The 19323-nt window shown below is 57.9% G+C and carries 15 protein-coding genes; 12 read left to right on the top strand and 3 right to left on the bottom strand.

Going from position 1 to position 19323, the window contains the following annotated elements; genetic code table 11:
* Positions 1-21: 21 nt before the first annotated feature.
* A complete protein-coding gene (locus HMPREF9166_RS02450) occupies positions 22-867 on the bottom strand; it encodes a peptidoglycan recognition family protein (RefSeq protein WP_009442461.1) in 846 nt (281 codons plus the stop codon).
* The gene (locus HMPREF9166_RS02445; RefSeq protein ID WP_039980868.1) at positions 857-2569 is read right to left on the bottom strand and encodes an ABC transporter ATP-binding protein/permease; all 1713 of its coding nucleotides are present in this window, start codon (positions 2567-2569) and stop codon (positions 857-859) included. The genes HMPREF9166_RS02450 and HMPREF9166_RS02445 overlap by 11 nt, the downstream gene beginning before the upstream one ends.
* A 167-nt stretch (positions 2570-2736) precedes the next feature.
* On the opposite strand from HMPREF9166_RS02445, the gene HMPREF9166_RS02440 reads away from it, so the two are divergent.
* Both HMPREF9166_RS02440 and HMPREF9166_RS02435 read left to right on the top strand, forming a co-directional pair.
* Positions 2737-3402, top strand: a complete 666-nt coding sequence (locus tag HMPREF9166_RS02440) for a MotA/TolQ/ExbB proton channel family protein (protein ID WP_039980867.1) — start codon at positions 2737-2739, stop codon at positions 3400-3402.
* Complete coding sequence (locus HMPREF9166_RS02435; protein WP_009442458.1) at positions 3399-3797, top strand: biopolymer transporter ExbD; 399 nt, start codon at positions 3399-3401, stop codon at positions 3795-3797. The genes HMPREF9166_RS02440 and HMPREF9166_RS02435 overlap by 4 nt, the downstream gene beginning before the upstream one ends.
* A gap of 57 nt (positions 3798-3854) precedes the next feature.
* Here the strand turns inward: HMPREF9166_RS02435 and HMPREF9166_RS02430 are convergent, their stop codons facing one another.
* Entirely contained in the window at positions 3855-5549 is a 1695-nt protein-coding gene (locus HMPREF9166_RS02430) for a DUF4127 family protein (RefSeq protein ID WP_009442457.1), read from the bottom strand.
* 337 nt (positions 5550-5886) lie between these two features.
* Between HMPREF9166_RS02430 and HMPREF9166_RS02425 the strand changes: the two genes are divergently transcribed.
* The 10 genes from HMPREF9166_RS02425 to HMPREF9166_RS02380 all read left to right on the top strand — a co-directional run bounded on the left by HMPREF9166_RS02425 (position 5887) and on the right by HMPREF9166_RS02380 (position 18536).
* Positions 5887-7638: a TM1812 family CRISPR-associated protein gene (locus HMPREF9166_RS02425; protein ID WP_175279222.1), complete on the top strand. Its 1752-nt coding sequence runs from the start codon at positions 5887-5889 to the stop codon at positions 7636-7638.
* 1 nt (position 7639) lies between these two features.
* Positions 7640-9382 carry a TM1812 family CRISPR-associated protein gene (locus HMPREF9166_RS02420; RefSeq protein WP_009442455.1) on the top strand — a complete coding sequence of 581 codons (1743 nt, stop codon included), beginning with the start codon at positions 7640-7642 and terminating at the stop codon, positions 9380-9382.
* On the top strand, positions 9379-9744 hold the full coding sequence (locus HMPREF9166_RS02415; RefSeq protein WP_009442454.1) for a hypothetical protein: 366 nt from the start codon (positions 9379-9381) through the stop codon (positions 9742-9744). Before HMPREF9166_RS02420 ends, HMPREF9166_RS02415 begins: the two co-directional genes overlap by 4 nt.
* 48 nt (positions 9745-9792) lie before the next feature.
* Positions 9793-10614, top strand: coding sequence for a CRISPR system precrRNA processing endoribonuclease RAMP protein Cas6 (gene cas6, locus HMPREF9166_RS02410; RefSeq protein WP_009442453.1), 822 nt, complete (start codon positions 9793-9795; stop codon positions 10612-10614).
* Positions 10615-10709: 95 nt separating this feature from the next.
* Positions 10710-12299 (top strand): hypothetical protein, encoded by a 1590-nt coding sequence (locus HMPREF9166_RS02405; protein WP_009442452.1) that lies wholly within the window; start codon positions 10710-10712, stop codon positions 12297-12299.
* Between the two features lie 2 nt (positions 12300-12301).
* Positions 12302-13159 (top strand): RAMP superfamily CRISPR-associated protein, encoded by an 858-nt coding sequence (locus HMPREF9166_RS02400; protein ID WP_009442451.1) that lies wholly within the window; start codon positions 12302-12304, stop codon positions 13157-13159.
* Positions 13159-14763, top strand: a complete 1605-nt coding sequence (locus HMPREF9166_RS02395; protein ID WP_009442450.1) for a hypothetical protein — start codon at positions 13159-13161, stop codon at positions 14761-14763. The genes HMPREF9166_RS02400 and HMPREF9166_RS02395 overlap by 1 nt, the downstream gene beginning before the upstream one ends.
* The gene (locus HMPREF9166_RS02390) at positions 14760-16136 is read left to right on the top strand and encodes an RAMP superfamily CRISPR-associated protein (RefSeq protein ID WP_009442449.1); all 1377 of its coding nucleotides are present in this window, start codon (positions 14760-14762) and stop codon (positions 16134-16136) included. Before HMPREF9166_RS02395 ends, HMPREF9166_RS02390 begins: the two co-directional genes overlap by 4 nt.
* The gene (csx19, locus tag HMPREF9166_RS02385; RefSeq protein ID WP_009442448.1) at positions 16133-16735 is read left to right on the top strand and encodes a CRISPR-associated protein Csx19; all 603 of its coding nucleotides are present in this window, start codon (positions 16133-16135) and stop codon (positions 16733-16735) included. The genes HMPREF9166_RS02390 and csx19 overlap by 4 nt, the downstream gene beginning before the upstream one ends.
* On the top strand, positions 16728-18536 hold the full coding sequence (locus tag HMPREF9166_RS02380; protein WP_009442447.1) for a TIGR03986 family CRISPR-associated RAMP protein: 1809 nt from the start codon (positions 16728-16730) through the stop codon (positions 18534-18536). The genes csx19 and HMPREF9166_RS02380 overlap by 8 nt, the downstream gene beginning before the upstream one ends.
* Positions 18537-19323 lie beyond the last annotated feature (787 nt).

Genomic DNA, 19323 nt, shown 5'->3' with positions numbered 1-19323 from the left:
ACCTCCATCGTTTTGTTCGGGCTAATTGGATGCGATGCGCCGCTGCGTCGGCAGATTGCCAGGTTTTGGTAGGTCAGGACGCTTGTTTGGACGCAGCGACGGCTTCTCAGGCGCAGGCTGTACGGGCGGATTGGGTGCGCTCGGCGTGGGATGTGACGGGCGGCCGTTCTTATCCTGCGCCGCATCCATACGCGTGCGCATGCGTGCCCGCTGTTGTTCCTGCTCCGCACGCTCCTGCTGCATGATGCGCAGGCGCTCCGTCTGCAGCTCATCCGAGCCGTAGTAGACGCGTGCCTCCTCCACGATCTCCGGCAGCTCTGCATAGAGATAGCGGCCGGGACAGGCTGTTGCGTTAAAGTCGCGGTGCCCCTTCACCGTGACGCCCCAGATGGGATCCAGCTGATAGACGGTGCAGAGGGCGGCGATCAGATGCGCGGCGCTGTGCTTCTGTGCCTCGGTCGGGACAGCGTCCTCGAAATTTCCGACGATGTTGATGCCGACGGTATGTCGATTCTCGCCGTAGACGTGTGCGCCAACGGTGCCCATGGGGCGTCCTTCCTCGATCGTGCCGTCCTTACGGATGAGGAAGTGGTAGCCGATGCCCGCCCAACCATTGTGCAGATGCCACTCATGGACGGTCGCGGCGGAGACATCTGCATTCGTGTTGCCGATGTGATGAATGACGATACAGTCCGTGACAAAGCGGTTTTCGAGTGCGCCAAAGGAGAGATACGTCGGCTTTATCGTCACGCCCGGAAGGGCGGAGGGAATGTACCATGATGCCTCTGCCGCATCGGGAAAAAAGGGGAAAAGGGCTGCACCGATGCCAACGAGGGTCATGCGGCGCAAAAAGTCTCTACGGTTCATGTGGAATCTCCCGGGAAATGATCGTGTGGTCGTGGATGCGCAGCTCCGTCTCATGCAGCGCATAGAGGGTCGAGCGATGCCCGACGCTGATGATGCCCGACGCAGGAAGCTCCTGTCGGAGCAGCTCGTACAGGGCACGTTCGCGCGGCTCGTCGAGGGCGGATGTTGCCTCATCGAGAAAGATCCAGTCGGGGCGGATGAGCAGGATGCGTGCAAAGGCAAGACGCTGCTGCTCACCGAGCGACAGGATACGGCTCCAGTCGTCCGTGTCGGATAGGCGCGGCGCGAGGTAGGGGAGTCCGACCTGCGCGAGCACGTGCGCCATCTCCGTATCAGAGACGGCCGCCGTACACGGGTAGGAGAGTGCGCGGCGGAGTGTGCCGAGCGGCAGATAGGGATGCTGCGGGAGGAAGAGGCGCGACGAGCGTTCAGGCATCGTCACAGTGCCGCTGCCCGCAAACCAAATCCCTGCGACAGCGCGCAGGAGCGTGCTCTTGCCGACGCCCGACTCCCCCGTAACGAGCACGCGGCTGCCCTCTGGCAGGGTCAGTGCGGAGACGGCAAAGAGCTCCGCACCGTGCGGGAGCGCGACGTGCAGATCACTGAGACGCAATGCGTCCTCCGCATCGTCCTCGTGGACGATCATGGGCGGAACGGCAGCGGCCTCGTTGATATGCGCAGTAAAGCCCGACAGTCGCTGGATGACGGCGGACAGCTCGGCGATGGAGCTGTAGGAGTCAACGAAGAAGGACAGCGCATCCTGCACACGGCCGAATGCCGAGATGGTCTGCATCAGACCGCCGAGGGCGATCTCGCCCACATAGTAGCGCGGCGCCGCCATGATGAGCGGAAAGATAATAGCGAGCTGCCCGTAGCCGTTCACATAGAAGTTCAGCAGCTTCGTCCGCCGCATCAGCCCCCAGTAGTTTTTAATGACATTGGCAAAGCGTTCCTTGAACCCCTGTGTCTCTGCCATCTCGCCGCGATAGAACGCGATGCTCTCGCTGTTTTCCCGCACGCGCATCATGCTGAAACGGAAATCCGCCTCGTAGCGCTGCTGATCGAAATTCAGTCGGATGAGTTTTCGCCCGACCAGATGGACGAGGACGCTGCCAACGCCCGCATAGAGGAGGGACAGCCAGAACATATAGCCGTAGATGGTGAATGCCTCACTCCCGATGGGGACGGTGAGCGCCCCCGACAGATTCCACAGCACGACGGCGAATGCGCCGAGTGTCGTGAGCTGTTTCAGTGCGCCGACGAGAAGCGTCAGCGTCAGCGTGACGAACTGGTTGATGTCCTCGCTGATACGCTGGTCGGGGTTGTCCGTGTCGCTGCGCAGTACCTGCAGACGGTAGTAGGCCTGCCCACGCATCCAGCGCGTGAGATACTCCTCCGTCATCCATGTGCGCCAGTGGATCGTCAGCATCTGCCGCAGATAGACGGCATAGACGGCAATGACGATGTAGAGGAGGGCAAGCCCCGTAAACGTGCCGATGAGCGGCCAAAAGGAAGCCCAGTCATACGCTTGGAGTGCATCGTAGAAATTGCGGTACCAGTCATTGATGCGGACGAGCAGATAGACCATGACGAGATTGAGCACGATCACGGATGCAAGCAGTCCGCGCGCTTTCCACTTTTCCGCAGAGCTCCAATATCCCTTGAACAGCTGCCAAAAGCCACGGATGAGGGGCAGTTTCACGCTGTATCCTCCTTTTTTGAACGAACGGTATTTATTATAGTATTTTTTCATCAAAACCGCAAGGGAGCGCATCGGGAAATGAAAGATGCTATCATTGACGAACACATCAATATATAGTAGAATACAGCCGTATCGTCTATATGGGGATCGAGGGGAAAGGACTTGCCATGGATTCTATCGCACAGGGCATCACATTTTTTAAGCAGGGCGGCATCGTCATGTATTTCTTGGCGATTGCGTCCATTTTTGTTGTCTTTATTGGAATCGAGCGCGCATTTTACTTTGCACGCGCGGATGCAGGACGTGCGTTTGCGCACGCCTTCATGCTCCATATTGCCAATGCTCGCTATGCGGAGGCGCTTGCCCTTGCACGCGACCAGCGCGGCGCGATTGCCGACATTCTGTTCAGTGCGATCACCAAGAACAGCAGCCGCGCCGATCGGATGAGTGCCTACATGGAGATCCAGTCCGGCATCGCCCTCTCCAAGATGCGGCGGCGCATCTACTACCTGAGCGTGATCGTGACGATGGCGCCGCTTCTTGGCCTCCTAGGGACGATCAGCGGCATGATTACGACGTTCAGCGTGTTCAACATCCAGGCGGGCGAGCCGGCGGCGATCACGGGCGGCATCGGTGAGGCGCTGATTGCGACGGCGATGGGACTCTGCGTTGCCCTCGTTGCCCTGATGGTGCATGCGTATTTCTCCCAGCGAATCGAGAACATCGTCACGGATATGGAGATGTGCTTTTCCGCTGCTGAGAGCAGCCGCCTCGCTCTCGCCGACGCTGCCGGCGTCACGGCGGACGATGCAGCGGAGGGGGCGGCACAATGAGACTGCGTGACCGCAGGGCATTCGGAAAGCCTGAGGTCGTCATCATCCCGATGATCGACATCATGTTCTTCCTGCTCGTATTCTTCATCATGAGTACACTCTACATGGTCAACGTCAAGACCGTGGATGTCAACCTCCCCAAGGCGCAGTCGGCACAGACCCAGCTGAACGTGACCTATCTCGTCACAGTGCGCAAGGATGGCTCACTCTGGCTCGAGGATCAGCCGATTGATGCGGATACCCTCGTGCAGCAGGCACGCATGGAGTCACAAAAAAATCCGCGCTTTGCCGTCGTCGTGCGCGCGGATGGGGATATGAACTACAGCGGCGTCATGGAGCTGCTGGATCGCTTCCGCCAGGCGGGGATTACGCGCTTTGGACTAGCGGCGCAGTAAGGGAATAGAAACAGGGGCTGCTCTGTACGATTTCACTTCGTACAGCAGCCCCTATCTTTATGGCATCTTCCGTTCCACCACGGGCGCAGACTCCAGTCGCACCTCGAACGTGCGCGGCCACGGGTAGTACGCTGTGATATTGCTCCGCACGACCCGCAGCATCATGCCGTTTTGGATCACGGGCATGCGGAATGCGGCGGTTGATTCATAGCTCCTCATGCACCGGCTCAGATCGTTCATCAGGAGATCGTTCGCCCAGCGCCAGTTTCGCGTGAGATCGAGATCGGCACTGTTCGCATAGCCCGCACGGCGGAGCGCGTCGTTCACGCGGTCAATCGTCTCCTTGAGGTAGAACTCGTCCTCTGCCATGCGCCCTGTGAGAAAGGCGAGATTTGCAGCGGCGGCGCGTTCCCGCTCCTCTGCTGTCGCGGCATTTTTCATGGCGCAGTGGTAGAGAACGGCCTCCGCGACTGCCGTACCGATGGCGTTGCTCGCCGTATTCCACCCCGCGTATGCTGTCAGGGCGTTCACGGGGACATTTTTTTCGGTCAGCATGGGGAGCAGTGTCTCCTCCGCACGAAAATGGCGCGATAGATCGACGAGTGCGACGGATTTTTCTGCGGAAAGCAGCCGATGGATCGCGGCGGCAGAGGGTGTGCGTGTGCCAAGCGTATCCGCGTCATTGTCGCCCGCCGCGATGAAGAGGGTCAGGTCGCTGTTCGCATCATCCGGTGCGAGCGTGCTGCCGAGCATGGAGATCTTCTCCCGTGCCGTCACATCGTTCGAGACCGCCATAAAAGGAAAGACAGCGTCTGCCATATCGTCACGCGCATAGCGGAGTGAAATGCGTGGAGGGGCGCCGCCGCGCGCACGCAGATCATCGATGGCCATCCGCGCGAGCATTGAGAGCGCGATCTCATCCGCCCCGTGCACAATCATCGCCCGCTCCGGGGCGATATTTTTTTGTGTGAGCAGGGCGGAGAGCTCCGCCTTTTTCAGATTGCCGACGGAGAACTCCTCGCCGTCGTCCTGCCCGAGCACAAGGCGTGTGAGCGTGCCCTCCTCGGTGAGCGTAATGAGCATGGCGGCGAGTGCCGTGCTCTCGTCGAAGTGCGCAAGATACTTTTGCAGATCCGCATCGGGGATCTCGGCGCGCAGACGTGCCATTTCCTCCGCATCGACCGACAGCCCTGCGCCCGCGCGCCCTAGGAGACGGGCATAGGCGAGGAGCGCGCGCCGCTCGCGCCAGCCCTCGATACCGTCTTGCGGGATCGCGCGCGGCAGAATATAGAACGCGTGCAGGGGGACATCGGGATGCGCTGCGTGTAGGTCACGGAGATACGCGGTGAGCGCGTCGATGTCCTCCACCGAGATATGCGCCTCGCGTGCGGCGAGCAGACTGCCCGAGAGCAGCTGATCGACCGAGAGAATGGCGGCATCCGCCTCATGGATATGCGCAGCCACCCAGCTTCGCATCGCTGCCGTGTCGCCTGCCATGGAGTAGTAGTCCATCAGCTCGGACGGCGGCGTCATGACCTCCCGTCCAATGATTTTGCCGCCGTTTACGACAAACGCCCCGCACGGCGGACGCGAATCGAGCGGGACGAGCAAAATGGGGCGCCGCACTGCCCCATCCTCCATAGCGGTGGAGAGCGGCTGCCACTCTCCCGCGTATGTGGGATGGAAGGCAAAATGAAAAAGGAGGAGGGAGAGCGCGAGAAAAGCGGTGACCATCCCGAAACTTTGCTTCATGCAGAATCCCCCTTCGTTTGCTTTATCAGAAGTATTTTACTGGATACCACACTGTTCTGCAATCCGTTGTTTGCTGTAGAAGCAACAAGCCGTTCGGAAAGGTGCAGGGAAAATGGGACAAATGTGTGCACTGCGACCGCTTGAGCATAGCAGATAATATGAGAATCTATTTCTTGCCTATTGCGTTAATTTTAGATAAAATAAGAGATAACTTAGGGGGGGGTGCGCGTTCATGAATCAGAATATTGCAATTAATTTTTTCAGCCCGGTACGATGCGAAAAAGATCCCGATGCGGAAACCGGGCTGCGAATTTCTGTTGTCAGAGAAGGTGCTTTTGTGCTGGAGGTGGGAAGTGAGCCGTTCCCGGGATTCCAGACGAACGAAGCACCGCTTGCGAATGTGGTCGATCTGCTGGCACAGAAGAGGGAGCGTCTACACCGTGTCTATTGCCTCGTAACGCCGCAGTGCCTCTCGGCGGAGATGGGCGGCGAGGATAGAGGCCTTGTGGTCGAGGAGCACGGACAGCGCAGCGAATACCCCAGTCAGTTCGAGTTCTGGTGCAGTCGGATGAAACGACTGCGTCCTGCGCTCGTGGAGACGGACTTCATACCAATACTACTCCACTATCATGAGGATACACTGATCGAGGACATCGAGAGTCAGGTCGCATCTCTGACCGAACGCATCAAGGCAGATGCCGGTGGATTCGCCGAATGGCATGCCTGTCACATCTATGCGGATATTACAGGCGGGGCACGCTATGTCACCATGATGATGACATCCGTCATGCAGTTTTTGCAGTATGATGGAATGCGGGTTGAGAAGATGATCTATGCGGATTTCAAGACATTGTCGCTCGAAAACCGCATATTTGATGTGCATGGCACCATTGATGTCTATAAATTGGTCGCGGGAGCGGATGCATTCGTTTCCTATGGCATTTCCCGGACGATTGAGGAGTATTTTGACTACGATGCAGAAAGCGGCAGCTCCGGCAAGCCGATCAGCGACGCTCTCAAGGGCGTGCTTCGTGCCATGCACACGTTTTCGGATGCCATCCAGATCTGTCAGACGGGTAATATCCCACCGGCGCTTTCCGCACTGAGTACAGCGATTACGATATTTTTGGACGTGCCCGAGGAAGACCGTACGGTTGACGATCGTATGTTCATGCAGCTCATTGATACGATCACCGAGGGCTATGGCGAATTGCTCGGAGAGACAGAGGATGAAGCGTCGCGGTATGTGCTGATTATTCGCTGGTGCATAGATAAGGGGCTGCTCCAGCAGGCAATGACACTCGCGACCGAGTGGATTCCCGTGTGCTTCGTGCGGCAGGGGATCGTCTATCCTGTGTCGGCATATATGCCTTGCGCGGAACGGTTAGTGGATCGAATGCACCCCGGCTGGATGCAAAATTTTATCATAAATTCGACACAGTACTGGAATGCGATACAGAAAATGTGCGTCGATACCTACAAGCCTATACTTACGGACGCGTTGGAACATGGGATTGTTCCGGAGGGGGCCCCGTCGCTTGTCCTCTCTTATTGCAAGTTGGGGCAAACCTTTCCACACCTACGCGAAAATCCAGCGGCGATACGGACTCTTCCGGAGGACGTTTTGTGGCTGTATGAGCTTGTCTGCGCGCAAGTTGAGAAGGAGAAGGATGGGCAGAGATGGACGGTTCCGGAACTATTACAGGACGCCACAGCATGGGATCGAATCAAATCGAAGCTGCTTAACAAAATCTTAGAGAAGAAAAACAATCCACTTGTATTCCGGTTGCTGGGGATTCAAAAGTGCAAATTCCCATCCGGAAGTTCTGACGACCTAGATCGGCGCTGGGCAGCGTGGGCGGATACATGGACAAAGATGCTGGAGACCATAAAGATCGTGCAGACAGACTGCGGCAGGGAGCCGATGCTGTCCTGCCTGCGTGCGTACTTCTACCTGCGTGGGCAGCGCAATCAGGTCAACCATGCGACTGCAGAAAATACACTGGGGCGCAGGGAGATCGTAGACTTGCTGGACAATGTACTGGCAGAACTTTCTGCGGCAGCATCAAATTCACAGGAGGAGCGGTAATATGCGGACGAACATCATGCTATGCTTCTTGAGCGACGTCAAACTCGTTCGGGAGACGGGTGCAATATCCGTTGCAGACTACCAGAACATCGGCGAAAAAAAGAAATGCCATACGACAAATGAATCTGCCGTTCGCTATCTTCTTAGCGGAGCGCATGAGCCCGCAGACCGGCTGTCACGCCTCTTTCTCGTGCGGACGAACAAGGTGGCGGGGGCTATTCAAGGCTATAACGCCACGCATGACTGGGAGCAGACGCATTATGACTACTTCCTGCACCGGATATCGGATATCGTGCCGCACGCGGAGCAGATCGCTGAGGCGATTGACTTTGACGAGAATGAGCCGATAGAGGAAAATACGAACGTGCTCATCGACGTCGCCTCCCATGTGCGCCGCTATGCAAAGGCCGTCAGAAAGGATCATCCCGACACAGAGACTATCCTCCACGTTGACGTTACGGGTGGGCTGCGCAATGCCTCCATGATCCTCGTCGCGCTCATGCGGCTGCTCCAATATGAGAACATCCGCATCGGCAAAGTCCTCTACTCCGATTACAACAAAAAACGAGTCGAGGAGGTCAACCCGCTCTATTCCTTCTTCGACCTCGTCGCAGGGGCGGAGGAGTTCGTCCGCCACGGAGAAGTCACAGTGATGAACCGCTTCTTTGAGCAGCGTGAAAAAAGTCAGGCACTCAGAGCACTGCTCGCGTCGATGCGTAAATTCGCCGAGGAGCTGAAACTCTGCCACTATGGCGATCTGCGCGATGCGATTGTGGAACTTCAGCGGTCGATCACGGCGTTTTCATCCGCTGCGACGGGCAATGCAACGGCGGAAGCAAAACAGAGTGATGAACTCATGCGTCAGATGCTCGGGCGCATCGAGGAGGACTATGCGAAGATCCTGAAGGAGGAACTTAACGACATCGCACTCATCCGCTGGTGTATTGCACATGACCTCCTCCAGCAGGCGATGACGCTCGTTACCGAACGCGTCCCGGAGGCACTCGTAGACTCCGGCTTTCTATCACTGTCGTCCGAGGAGTTGCAGGCGCTATTTGAATGCAAGCTGGAAGAGGACTCCATGCATCGGAACAGAGGGGTCTTTCTGGTCACTGAGTTCAAGTACAAAAATATGAAGAACTTTCAAAAAGCGAGAAATGAATGGCGAGAAAAACGACAACGGTTCTTTAAGGAATTTCGGCAGGAAGTGACGGAGGATAAAATTAACGAGTTTGTTGATGGGAGACTCTCGGATCGTTTCGAGGTTCGTCTGAAAGATGCGGAGACGCTGCGCGCCTTCCTCCTGTGGCTGAACCGTATGCGCAGCCCGGAGAAGTGCAGTTTACAGCATACAGAACATGGCCGTATGTATCTGGAACAGATCAAACCGATATACATAGACGCCACGAAGGGAGACTGGGATGCTTTGCTTGCCAATAAAGATAATTTCGTTGTAGCAAAGCTCATTAGAATCTTGGGCAGCCAAGACACTCGATGTCCATTCCTTGACATTGAGTGGAAACCGGGGGTATGTCGGCTGTATGAGGCAGGAATCGAGCCGAAGGATAAAAATCTCGCAGAGGATATTCTCGACAAATATTTTGTCATCAAGGATGAACGCAACCATACCAATCATGCGCGCGCGGAGAAGGGGCGTATGGCGGTGGACAGCCTCAAGAACATCATGGAGCAGATCCTCAAAGACACCGAGATCGCGTGCCGCATGGCAAAGGAGCAGGCATGACGGAATTTATCAACCATACCAACCACCCCTCCTCGCGTTGGGAGGATGGGCAGAGACAGGCCGCAGAGGCGTATGGAACCATTGTCGATCTTCCCTTCCCGCGCATCCCCGCCGACTGGGACGCGCAGGCGGTACACCGTCTGGCAGAGGAAAACGCGCAGGAGATTCTCGCGCGAAAACCGATGGCGGTGCTTGTGCAGGGCGAGTTTACCTATACCTTTGCACTCGTATGCCTGCTGAAAGCGGCAGGGATTGCCGTCCTCTCCGCGTGCAGCGAACGCCTTGTACGCGAGCGCACGGATGAGAACGGGGAGATTGTACGCGAGTCACGCTTTCTATTTCGCCGCTTCCGCGCCTACTGATTGCAGGCACCCCTCTGCATAGAGTACCTGCGCCCTTAGGAGGAAAATATGTTAGGCATCCTTGTCCTCCGCCTGCGCACGGAGCGCGGCGGACACTACTCCATGTTCCCCGGCAAGCTGCTGCACGGAGCGCTCTTTCGCTGCATCGCTACATACGATGCGGCGTTCGCGAGCGAGCTTCATGCACGGAAGATGAAACCCTTCACCATCGGATTTTTTCGGCGCACTGGCAGAAGTGCCACAGCCGTCCTCCGCGCACAGGAGCTCAACGAACCGCACTACGCAGAGGGGGAGGAACTGCTGCTGCGGCTGACGGCACTCGACGAGAACGTACTTGCGGCACTCCTTCGGATTCCACTCGGAACAGTGCTGGCGGCAGGGCAGCTCTCCTTCATCGTCGAGGAAATCCTTGCCGACGGACGGGAAAACACGGGTGTCATCGCGGAGGAGGAACTGATCGCTGCGGCACTTTCGGCGGAGGATGCACAGAAAATACGCGTTTCATTCCGCTCGCCGACCGTCTTTCGCGTGGACAAGGACGACTGTGCCGTCCCACGTCCCGCGCTCATCTTCGCCTCCCTCGCGGACAAGTGGACATGGCAGGGGCTTCCCTTTGCCGTGGACAAAGACATCGTACGCGCGATCGCGGCGAAACTCATACCGCTGGACTGGCGGGGCGCGGGTGTCAGGATTCGTCAGAGTGAGCGCAAAACGATGCCGGGGTTCACAGGGACGTTTGCGTTCAGCATAGGACGACTCTCCCCAGAGGAACGGGAAATCATCCTTCTGCTCGCGCAGTTCGCCCCGTTCTGTGGCGTAGGTCGCCTGACCGCACAGGGCTTTGGGGAGACCATCGTGGCACTCGGATAAAAATAAGGATTGTCTTATAGAATTGCTATCAAAGATGAAGGGAAAAGAGTAGAAATGCCGAAATAGAATGTATTCTATATTGAGGAGGTCGAGCTATGCAGTACAAGGCAATACTCTTTGATACGCGCTCCATACAGAAGTACATCTTCTCGAGCAATCAGCTCAAGACAAACATCGGTGCGTCCTATCTTGTGGAGGCTGTCTTCGAGGAGATACTTCTGCCGGCAGTGCGTGAAATCCTAGGGGCGGATACACTGGATGACATGTCGTGGAAGCGGCCGGAGGACACCGATTGGTCGTCCATGACGGCAGCAGCGCGTGTGGGCTACATCGGCGGCGGCAAGGCATTGCTTCTCTTTGCGGAGCATGTGGACGACGACATCCTGAGCGCCGTCATCGCTGCGTTCACGAAAAAGCTCCTGATCCATGCACCCGGGCTTCATACCGGTGCGGCGACCGGCACCCTCGAACTCGCGGCGGACGGACGCTACATTGGAGTGGAGCGGCTGAACCCTCTCTTCGACCGACTCAAGGAGGGGCAGAACACCGTATTTCCGGCAGTCAACGTACCCTACACCGGGCTGACCCTTGCGTGCAGCGAGACCGGGGAGACGGCAAACGCATGGGTAGGCGGTCGCTTCTGCTCGTGGGAAGTCGCCGCCAAACTGCATCCCACATTCCCGTCGGGAAGTGAAGAGGCGGATGTGCAGCAGGCACTCATGGACAAACTCATGACCGCTTTCACACCCGAAGAGCAGGAACACTTTATCGGACGCTATGACTTCCCCGTCGAGTTCGCCCGCCTTGGACAGAAAACGCCGAAGAATGATATTGCCGTCGTGCATATCGATGGCAACAACATGGGGCGGAAATTTCAAGGCTGCGAAACACTGACCGCATACATCCGACGTTCGCGTGGCATCCGTCACGATACCCTTGCCGCCTTTGCCGCACTCGTCAAACACATCGTGGAGCATATTGACCGGTACAAGGACAGTCTCGATCTCAGAGACGAGCATGGGCTCTGCACCCTTCCCGTTCGTCCTATCGTTCTGGGCGGCGACGATATGACCTTCGTCTGCGCGGGCAAGGCTGCCGTGGAGTTTTCGGCATTTCTGATGCAGCACCTGATGGAGAAAAACATTGCCTCCTGCGCTGGCATCACCATCATGAACACCTCATACCCGTTCTTTCGTGCCTACGAGATGGCAGAGGAGCTATGCGGCGCAGCGAAGAACGAGATGCGTGCGCTGGAACGTGCGGCAGGACACGAGGTGGACTCCTGCTGGCTCGACTTTGCCATCCTGCACGGCGAGCAGCCGCCGACACTGGAACAGTTCCGGGCACGGGAGTATCGCGGTGCGCGCGGCGATCTGCACTTTGGCCCGTACCGCGTTGATACGGACGGAGCGGGTGCGACGGATGAGCGGCACATCACCGCACTCCTTGCGGGCGTACGGGGGCTGCGTAGGCTTCCGCGGAACAAGGTCAAGGAACTGCGGCGCGTCCTTGCCTATGGAAAACACGAGCAGCAGCAGTTTATGACACAACTAGGTCATCTGAACCTGCAGCTGCCCGATGTACCTGCGTGGCGTGCCTACGCGGAGAACCTGTGGGAACAGGAGCACACACCCTATATGGATGCGATTGAACTCATGGACTATGTCATGGATGGGGAGGTGTAGTGATGGCAAAGAACCGGAATAAAGACGGCAAAACAGGGCAGAAAAAAATCAAGTATGGAAAGAAAGAACCAATTGTCCGCCAGAGCACCCGAGAACCAGATGAACCGCAGATACGGCAGGCCGACACCGTAGATCCGTTTGCCATGATGCAGGCACAGCCTGCTGGCCTCGGAGATATCGACCCCGCTGCCCCGATTCGCATCCACATCCGAACATTCTCCCCGCTCCATCTCGGCACAGGCTACGCAGATATCCACGTCGATGCGGACGTGGTACAGGATGATGTCGGACTGCCGTATTTCCCCGCCAAGCGGCTCAAAGGACTGCTCTATGAGAGTGGCTGCGAGGTTGCAGAGATGGCAGAGACGGCGGAACTCGACCTCTTTGACAGGGCGGCGCTCGATACACTCTTTCAGCGCGGACGTGTGGGGCAGGTGCAGCTCATCCTACACAACCTCTATATGGAACAGTACGAGGAGATCCATGCAGATCTCAAGCATCTGGAGGAAAAGTATCCCTCCATCTTTCGTCCGGAAGACGTCCTCGGCGTCTACGCGAACCTGCGCTGGCAAACACGGATCAACCGTGAGACGGGCATAGCAGAGCAGACCACACTGCACAACATGCGCGTCATCGAAAAGGGGGCAGAGTTCAGTGGAGAAATCCGGCTAGTCAACGCAGACATAGAGCATCTGTGCATCCTCGCCCTTGCCGTACGTAACCTCTCGCAGTGCGGCGGAAAACGGACACGCGGATTTGGCAGGATCGGATGTACCCTGCGGCAGAACGGCAAAGACATCGTACCTGCGCTCATAACGAAGGCGCTCGGGCGTCAGGGGCGGAAAGGGGGCAGACGCTGATGCAGATGATGAAGGTTCGAATCCGAACAAAAGCACCGATGATCCTCTCCGCACCGGGACATACATCCGTCATGACCGCGACGCAGGACAGCTTCAGTGGCTCCGTACTGCGCGGCATCTTTGCCGCACGCTTCATCAAGGCTGCTGCGCTTGGGAATGCGGCGCATGAGAATGACGACTTCATGCGCCTCTTTTATGGCGGCCTGCGCTTCGTTAATGCCTATCTCGTCGAGCCTCTGACACAGACGCGCGCAATCCCGCTGCCGCTCTCCGTGCAGCGTTCGAAGGACGGCAGTTCGATCTGTGACCTCATGTACGGAGAGGCTCCGCGCGATGGGGGCTTCAAGAGCATGCGGGGCTTTGCCGCCGTCTGCGACAAAGGACTGCATCCCGTCGCCGTGCAGAAGGAGATCCGTCTCCACATCAGCCGCAGTGATCTGAATGGCGGCAGCGGCAAGGAACGTCTCGCCGGCAGGAGCATGGACGGCGGCATATACAACTACGAAGCGATTGCGCAGGGGCAGAGCTTTGAGGGACTGATCTGCGGCGCAGAGGAAGAGCTACGCCTTCTCTGCGGCACCATCGGCACAGAGACATTCTCTTGCTGTGCAGGACGCTCCAAATATACACAGTATGGACAATGCGAGATCACCGTGATGCCGGCAGAGGATATACTCCCGCCGCCCATCCCGACCGAGGAACGCTTCTGCCTCCGATGCGAGACACCCTTCCTGCCGCATAGAGCCGTGCCGGGGGATGCACGCTCCATGCTCGACGAAGTCGTCGACGCGCTCAATGCAGGGACAGATGGCGGCTTCCTACTGGCAGAGGAACAGCGCAGCATCTATGCGCAGGCGGAGGACATTGACAACTTTGTCGGCGTATGGGGAATGCGCCGCCCACGCGAGACGGCGCTCAGCGCGGGAACCGTGTTTGCCGTCCGAAAAACAGGCGGCTGGCAGCCCTGTGACATGGAGGCGGTGAACGCCATCCTGTGCAGCGGCGTTGGGCGCCGCACAGAGGAGGGGTTCGGACAGCTGCGCATCTGGGACGGCAGGGGGCTCTGCTGCATCGCGCAGGACCCGCCCACACCCGAAGCACGCGAGCTCTGCACAGAGAGCAGACGCATCGCAGAGCAGATCATCCTCGCCCACATCATCGAACAGATCCGCGTGCTGGCGGCAGAGGATGCAGGGCGCGCCCGCAGGACATTCCCTCCCAATGCATCTCACGCATTTGCACGACTAGACAGTGCTCTCGGCATACGCCCGCAGGGCGCATGTGAGCGTATACGGCAGATCGTATTGGACACAAAAAAAGAGATGCCGCTCGGCAAAATGCTGGAGAACGTCAGGGTCGAAGGGCGTCCCCTCCGATCCTACCTCGGAGAGATCATACACGAGGAAATGCCCTATGCTGCACGGGAGCGACAGAACGTCACCGCAGATCAAGACCTCATCGACGCAGGAAAAGAAATCGGCGTATGGGGCGGCACGGCGGCACTCCTGAAGCAGGAAGAAGTGTTTTACGCATACTGGCACACATTCTTCCGATTTGCAAGAAAAACGGCAGGAAAGCCGGAGAAGGGGGGCGAAAGCGCATGAATACGAACGTGAACCCAGCGCAAATACTGGGACGCATTACCGTACGAGGCAGACTGCACCTTGCGGCGCCGCTGCTCATCGGCGAAGGAGAAAGCGGGGAGGACCGGAACGATCGAGACATCCACGTCCTGCGCAGCAAGGACGGCGTACCGTTCATCCCCGGCACATCGCTGGCAGGAGCGCTGCGCAGCTTCATCGAAGCAGACACCCCATGTGCGGCAGACATCCTGTTCGGTACAATGCACCGCACCGGTGGGGAGAGCGTATGCGACGAGCGTCAGAGCGCTGTCTCCCTCTATGACGTAGAGCTCAACGATGCAGTGATCGGATCCCGTGACGGCGTCCACATCGACGACGTGACAGGGACGGCAATCGACGCACATAAATACGACTACGAAATCGTCGAGAGCGGGGCAGGCGGCCCGTTCTATGCCGAGATCCTCCTGCGCCGCGTCCATCAGAAAGACGAGCACATGCTGAAAGAAAACCTTCTCCGCCTGAGCGAACTCCTGCGCGGCGGCTTTCATGTCGGTGCGCTCACCACCAAGGGATTTGGACGCATGCAGCTGCGGGATATGGTCGTGGACTGCTATGACTTCCGCAGGACAGAGGACGCCATCGCGTGGCTCTCGCCCCAGCGTGGCAATGCCGCTTGGCACATGGCGTATGACGATGCGGCGCAGACAGAACCGCCGCCTGCGGATGGCGACTTCGTCATCACAGCGGACTTTGCACTCACCGGCGCACTGATCGTGCGCGACAGTGTGGATCCACTAGCGGCGGACGGTGAGAAAAACCCTGACGCCCGCATGAAGACGAATGCTGCAGGGCAGAACATCATCCCCGGCACAAGCCTCAAGGGCGTCCTGCGCCATCGCGCCGCATACATCCTACACGCATTGGGAAAAGAACAGACACAGGCGGAGGCCTTCATCGACCGCCTCATGGGGACGACGGCCGCCCGCGGCCGCTTCATCGTCGAGGAAGCCGTCGTCGACGCCGAGATGCACACACAGATGCGCAGCCGCATCGACCGCTTTACAGGCGGGACGATCCCGTCCGCACTCTTCTCTACCGCGCCGGTATGGCGGGAGAAAGACGGGGGGCGCTCCGTCACCCTCCGCTTCGGCGTGCGGCAGGCAAGTGAGCAGGAGGCAGGGCTTTGCGTCCTTCTCCTCAAGGACCTCTGGCTGGGGCGTACGGCAATCGGCGGGGAGAAATCCATCGGCCGCGGCACACTGGAGGGACTGCACGCCGTCATCCATTACCATGGGCGCTGTTACGAGCTCACGCAGGGACAAAGCTTTGCTGCGGACACCGTGCAGACCCTGCAGGGATATGTGACCGCACTGTGCGAGGAGGATGCGACATGAGCAAGGAGAAGAAACAGAAAATGCGCTGCATTTGTGCGGGAAAAAGCGCAGTAGAGACCGTCGACATCCCTGCCTCAGCGGAAGAACTTTCCCGCGAACTTACGCGACAGAACGTGCAGAAAGCGACCGCCATCCTCTGGCAGGTGAACGAAATACGCTGCGGGACATGGCAGCAGGGCACATTCTCCTTTCCCGATGAGGCGCCACTGAACACGAAACTGCTCATCGAACTCCGCATCTTCAACGAAACGAGCGAACTCCATCTGCAGCGCAAGAATGACCGGCTCATCGGACGCTTTCGCACCGACGAGGAGGGAGAGGCGGCGGAGTACGTCGACACCCTCGCACGCTTCTGGGGAAGCAGGAGCGACGCCACGCGGGAAGAGGAGAAACACAGCGCATGGATGACCCTGCGCGACCCCGAGCGTAAACTGGAGCTGACCCTGCCAAAAATGGAGGACAGCGCAGAGAATACCGTATATGTCGGACTCGTGACGCGCAGCTACATCGGCATCCATACCACAGGACAGGCGGGGTATGTCGATCATCGGTACTGCCGCATCACAGCGGCGGATATGGAGGAGGAGACCAATGGCTAAGGACTACGATACGGCAACAGCACCGTACAACTTCGTATCCCTGCCGCAGGGCGTACTCACCTCGCCCATCGAAGGGGATGCCATGAGCGATGCGGAGCGCGTCGAGAACTATCGCGCCCATGTTCTTGCAAAGGGACGCCTGAGTGGACGAATCGACCTAGAGATCAAGACACTGACACCCGTCTTTATTGGCACAGGCATCGATGCGGGGGGTGCCGTCGAGAACTTTTTCGCGCCGACGGGCATCCCCATCTTCCCTGGCAGCTCGCTGCGCGGCATGATCAAAAACCTCTTTAAGATCGTCACCTGCAGCGCCATGCGGGCGGGCGAGGACTATCACGATCAGGTGCTCTACTTCCGCACCATGGCAGAAAAAAAGGACAATATGCGCAAACTCTACACGACGGAGATGGCGACGACCGTTCGGAAGGGGACGAACACCATATCCGAAACCAAGGCAGAGGCGGGCTATCTCGTGCAGCAGACCGGCGACGACGGCTACTATATCTGTCCGGCGGAATTTGACATCATGAACTACGGAGGGGGCAGACAGCCGGAGAATGAAGTCCGCTGGGGCGAACCGGGGAGTGGACGGGCGGACTGCCACACGGGGCGGATGTCTAAGAAAGGCACCTATACCCGCCACCGTGACCCGGACTGGACGCAGCGCATCCCCGTCCCCGACCACGTCGTGCAGGCATATCGTGAGGACAGCAGCCGCAAGGGCGTCGAACTGCTGGATGACAAGAATGGGAAATTTTGTGCAAAAAAGGGGAATGCCGCAGCGTCTTTTACCGGATGGGACGACATCCGCTTTGTTGCCCCCTGCTTCTACAAGACAGATGCGCAGGGGGAGATTGCACATTTTGGCTTTGGCAGATTTTATCGCATTGCCTACCACATGAGCATCGGGGATCACGTCCTACGCATGGAGAGTGAACGGATCGACTACACCGATGCCCTCTTCGGACGCCGGGAAGAGCGGGAATGTGCGCGAGTAGGCAGGGAGCAGACGAATCGCCGCAGCGGGTGTAAAGAACTCTGGGCGAGCCGCCTTGCCTTTGCCGACGCCGTGCCAAAAGAGACCCCGCGGACCGAAGCCCCGCACTTCCCGCAGATCCTCAGCGCACCGAAACCCACCGCCGTACAGCTCTACCTCGAACAGAAAAACGGGGCGAATCGGCTCGCCCATTGGGACTCTGCAGGTGTCCCCATTCGCGGCTACAAACTCTACTGGCATCAGAAAAATGGGACAGCTTGGATGAACAGAGAACAGGATCAGCCGAACACACAAACCCAGCGCAAGATCCAACCCGTGGCCGCCGGAAACACATTCTACGGCAGCATCCGCTTCGAGCGCCTGTCCGAGGATGAACTCGGTGCACTGCTCAAGGTGCTCTGCCTGTGCGACGGACGCCTCCTCTGCAAGATTGGCAAGGGGAAACCCATCGGACTTGGCAGCATAGAGATCACCCCGCGGCTATTCCTCACCGATACGGAGGACTCCTACCACAGTGCCTTTGATGGAGAGGGCGGCTGGAATACCGCAGAGCGGGAAACCGAGATGAACGCCTACATACAGGCGTTCGAGAGAGAACTGGATCGTCTCGGTAAAGACGTACGCGCACGCTATGACAAAGCGCAAAAGGAACTCGTCCACCTCCTCCGATGGGATCACACGAAAGACCCGAAATGGGAGGAGAAAATCGCACAGATGACTATTGGACAAGGGGACAAACGGTTCCAAGGACGCGCGATACTGCCAACAGCACTGGATGTAAAGGAAACACTGATAAAATGAGGTCTGCCAGATTGGCGTAGATTTTTTCGTCCGAACGAGGTGGAAAACCGGACGCAGAGTGGTGCTCTGTGGAGGATTTTCCGCCGAAGTGCGGGCAAAAAAGATGCGTCAAGATGGTTGTACCGAATTTATCAGTGCTTCCTAAAGTAAAGGACGCGGTGGAAGGGGTGCTTGCAGCGACACCGCCGACATAATGCCAAGGGGGTGCTGTACGAAGGTTTTCGCTTTGTGCAGCACCCTCTTTGCATGGGCAAACACTTGTCATTTGGCGTAGTCTCTGCTATGATATAGACGGTGCAGAGAACGAAATGGAACGTCGTGGGGATGTGCCGCAAAGCCGCATAACACCGTCGAGACTTTCCAATTTGCTCATGGACGTGCTAGGTGCCGATCGCGCAAGGGATTGCGCCGGAGAGAGCAGCTGAATAGGAACAGATATTTCACATATTTTCCGTCAGAACGCTCAAATTTCCGGAGACTTTCCAAAAGGGCTTTTTCCCCCTAGGGGGACAAGGGCTGCGAGCGATGAGGCTGCACCACCCACAAAGCCACGTGCGGCATTGAAACCAAAAGCATCAAGCTGTTTGGTCACACGGGTTGTTCGTTGCACCACCCACAAAGCCGCGTGCGGCATTGAAACTTTCTTTTCATGAGGAAAACCTCCTATTGTCCGCTGCACCACACACAAAGCCGCGTGCGGCATGGGCGCCCCTATCGGCTCGCTGCGCTCGCCACTTACTGACCTGTCCGAGAAGCAAGCCCATAGGGCACAGCTGAACGGGAAACA

Origin of the sequence: Selenomonas sp. oral taxon 149 str. 67H29BP, from assembly GCF_000146365.1 — a bacterium.
Lineage (GTDB): Bacteria > Bacillota > Negativicutes > Selenomonadales > Selenomonadaceae > Centipeda > Centipeda felix.
Note: the sequence above shows the minus strand (reverse complement) of the source record. Positions and strands in the feature narration are given on the sequence as shown.

Excerpts from the sequence above, each read along its gene's own strand:
- HMPREF9166_RS02450 (WP_009442461.1), bottom strand. The coding sequence starts at position 867 with ATGAACCGTAGAGACTTTTTGCGCCGCATGACCCTCGTTGGCATCGGT.
- HMPREF9166_RS02440 (WP_039980867.1), top strand. The coding sequence starts at position 2,737 with ATGGATTCTATCGCACAGGGCATCACATTTTTTAAGCAGGGCGGCATC.
- HMPREF9166_RS02435 (WP_009442458.1), top strand. The coding sequence starts at position 3,399 with ATGAGACTGCGTGACCGCAGGGCATTCGGAAAGCCTGAGGTCGTCATC.
- HMPREF9166_RS02430 (WP_009442457.1), bottom strand. The coding sequence starts at position 5,549 with ATGAAGCAAAGTTTCGGGATGGTCACCGCTTTTCTCGCGCTCTCCCTC.
- HMPREF9166_RS02420 (WP_009442455.1), top strand. The coding sequence starts at position 7,640 with ATGCGGACGAACATCATGCTATGCTTCTTGAGCGACGTCAAACTCGTT.
- HMPREF9166_RS02415 (WP_009442454.1), top strand. The coding sequence starts at position 9,379 with ATGACGGAATTTATCAACCATACCAACCACCCCTCCTCGCGTTGGGAG.
- cas6 (WP_009442453.1), top strand. The coding sequence starts at position 9,793 with ATGTTAGGCATCCTTGTCCTCCGCCTGCGCACGGAGCGCGGCGGACAC.
- HMPREF9166_RS02405 (WP_009442452.1), top strand. The coding sequence starts at position 10,710 with ATGCAGTACAAGGCAATACTCTTTGATACGCGCTCCATACAGAAGTAC.
- HMPREF9166_RS02400 (WP_009442451.1), top strand. The coding sequence starts at position 12,302 with ATGGCAAAGAACCGGAATAAAGACGGCAAAACAGGGCAGAAAAAAATC.
- HMPREF9166_RS02395 (WP_009442450.1), top strand. The coding sequence starts at position 13,159 with ATGCAGATGATGAAGGTTCGAATCCGAACAAAAGCACCGATGATCCTC.
- HMPREF9166_RS02390 (WP_009442449.1), top strand. The coding sequence starts at position 14,760 with ATGAATACGAACGTGAACCCAGCGCAAATACTGGGACGCATTACCGTA.
- csx19 (WP_009442448.1), top strand. The coding sequence starts at position 16,133 with ATGAGCAAGGAGAAGAAACAGAAAATGCGCTGCATTTGTGCGGGAAAA.
- HMPREF9166_RS02380 (WP_009442447.1), top strand. The coding sequence starts at position 16,728 with ATGGCTAAGGACTACGATACGGCAACAGCACCGTACAACTTCGTATCC.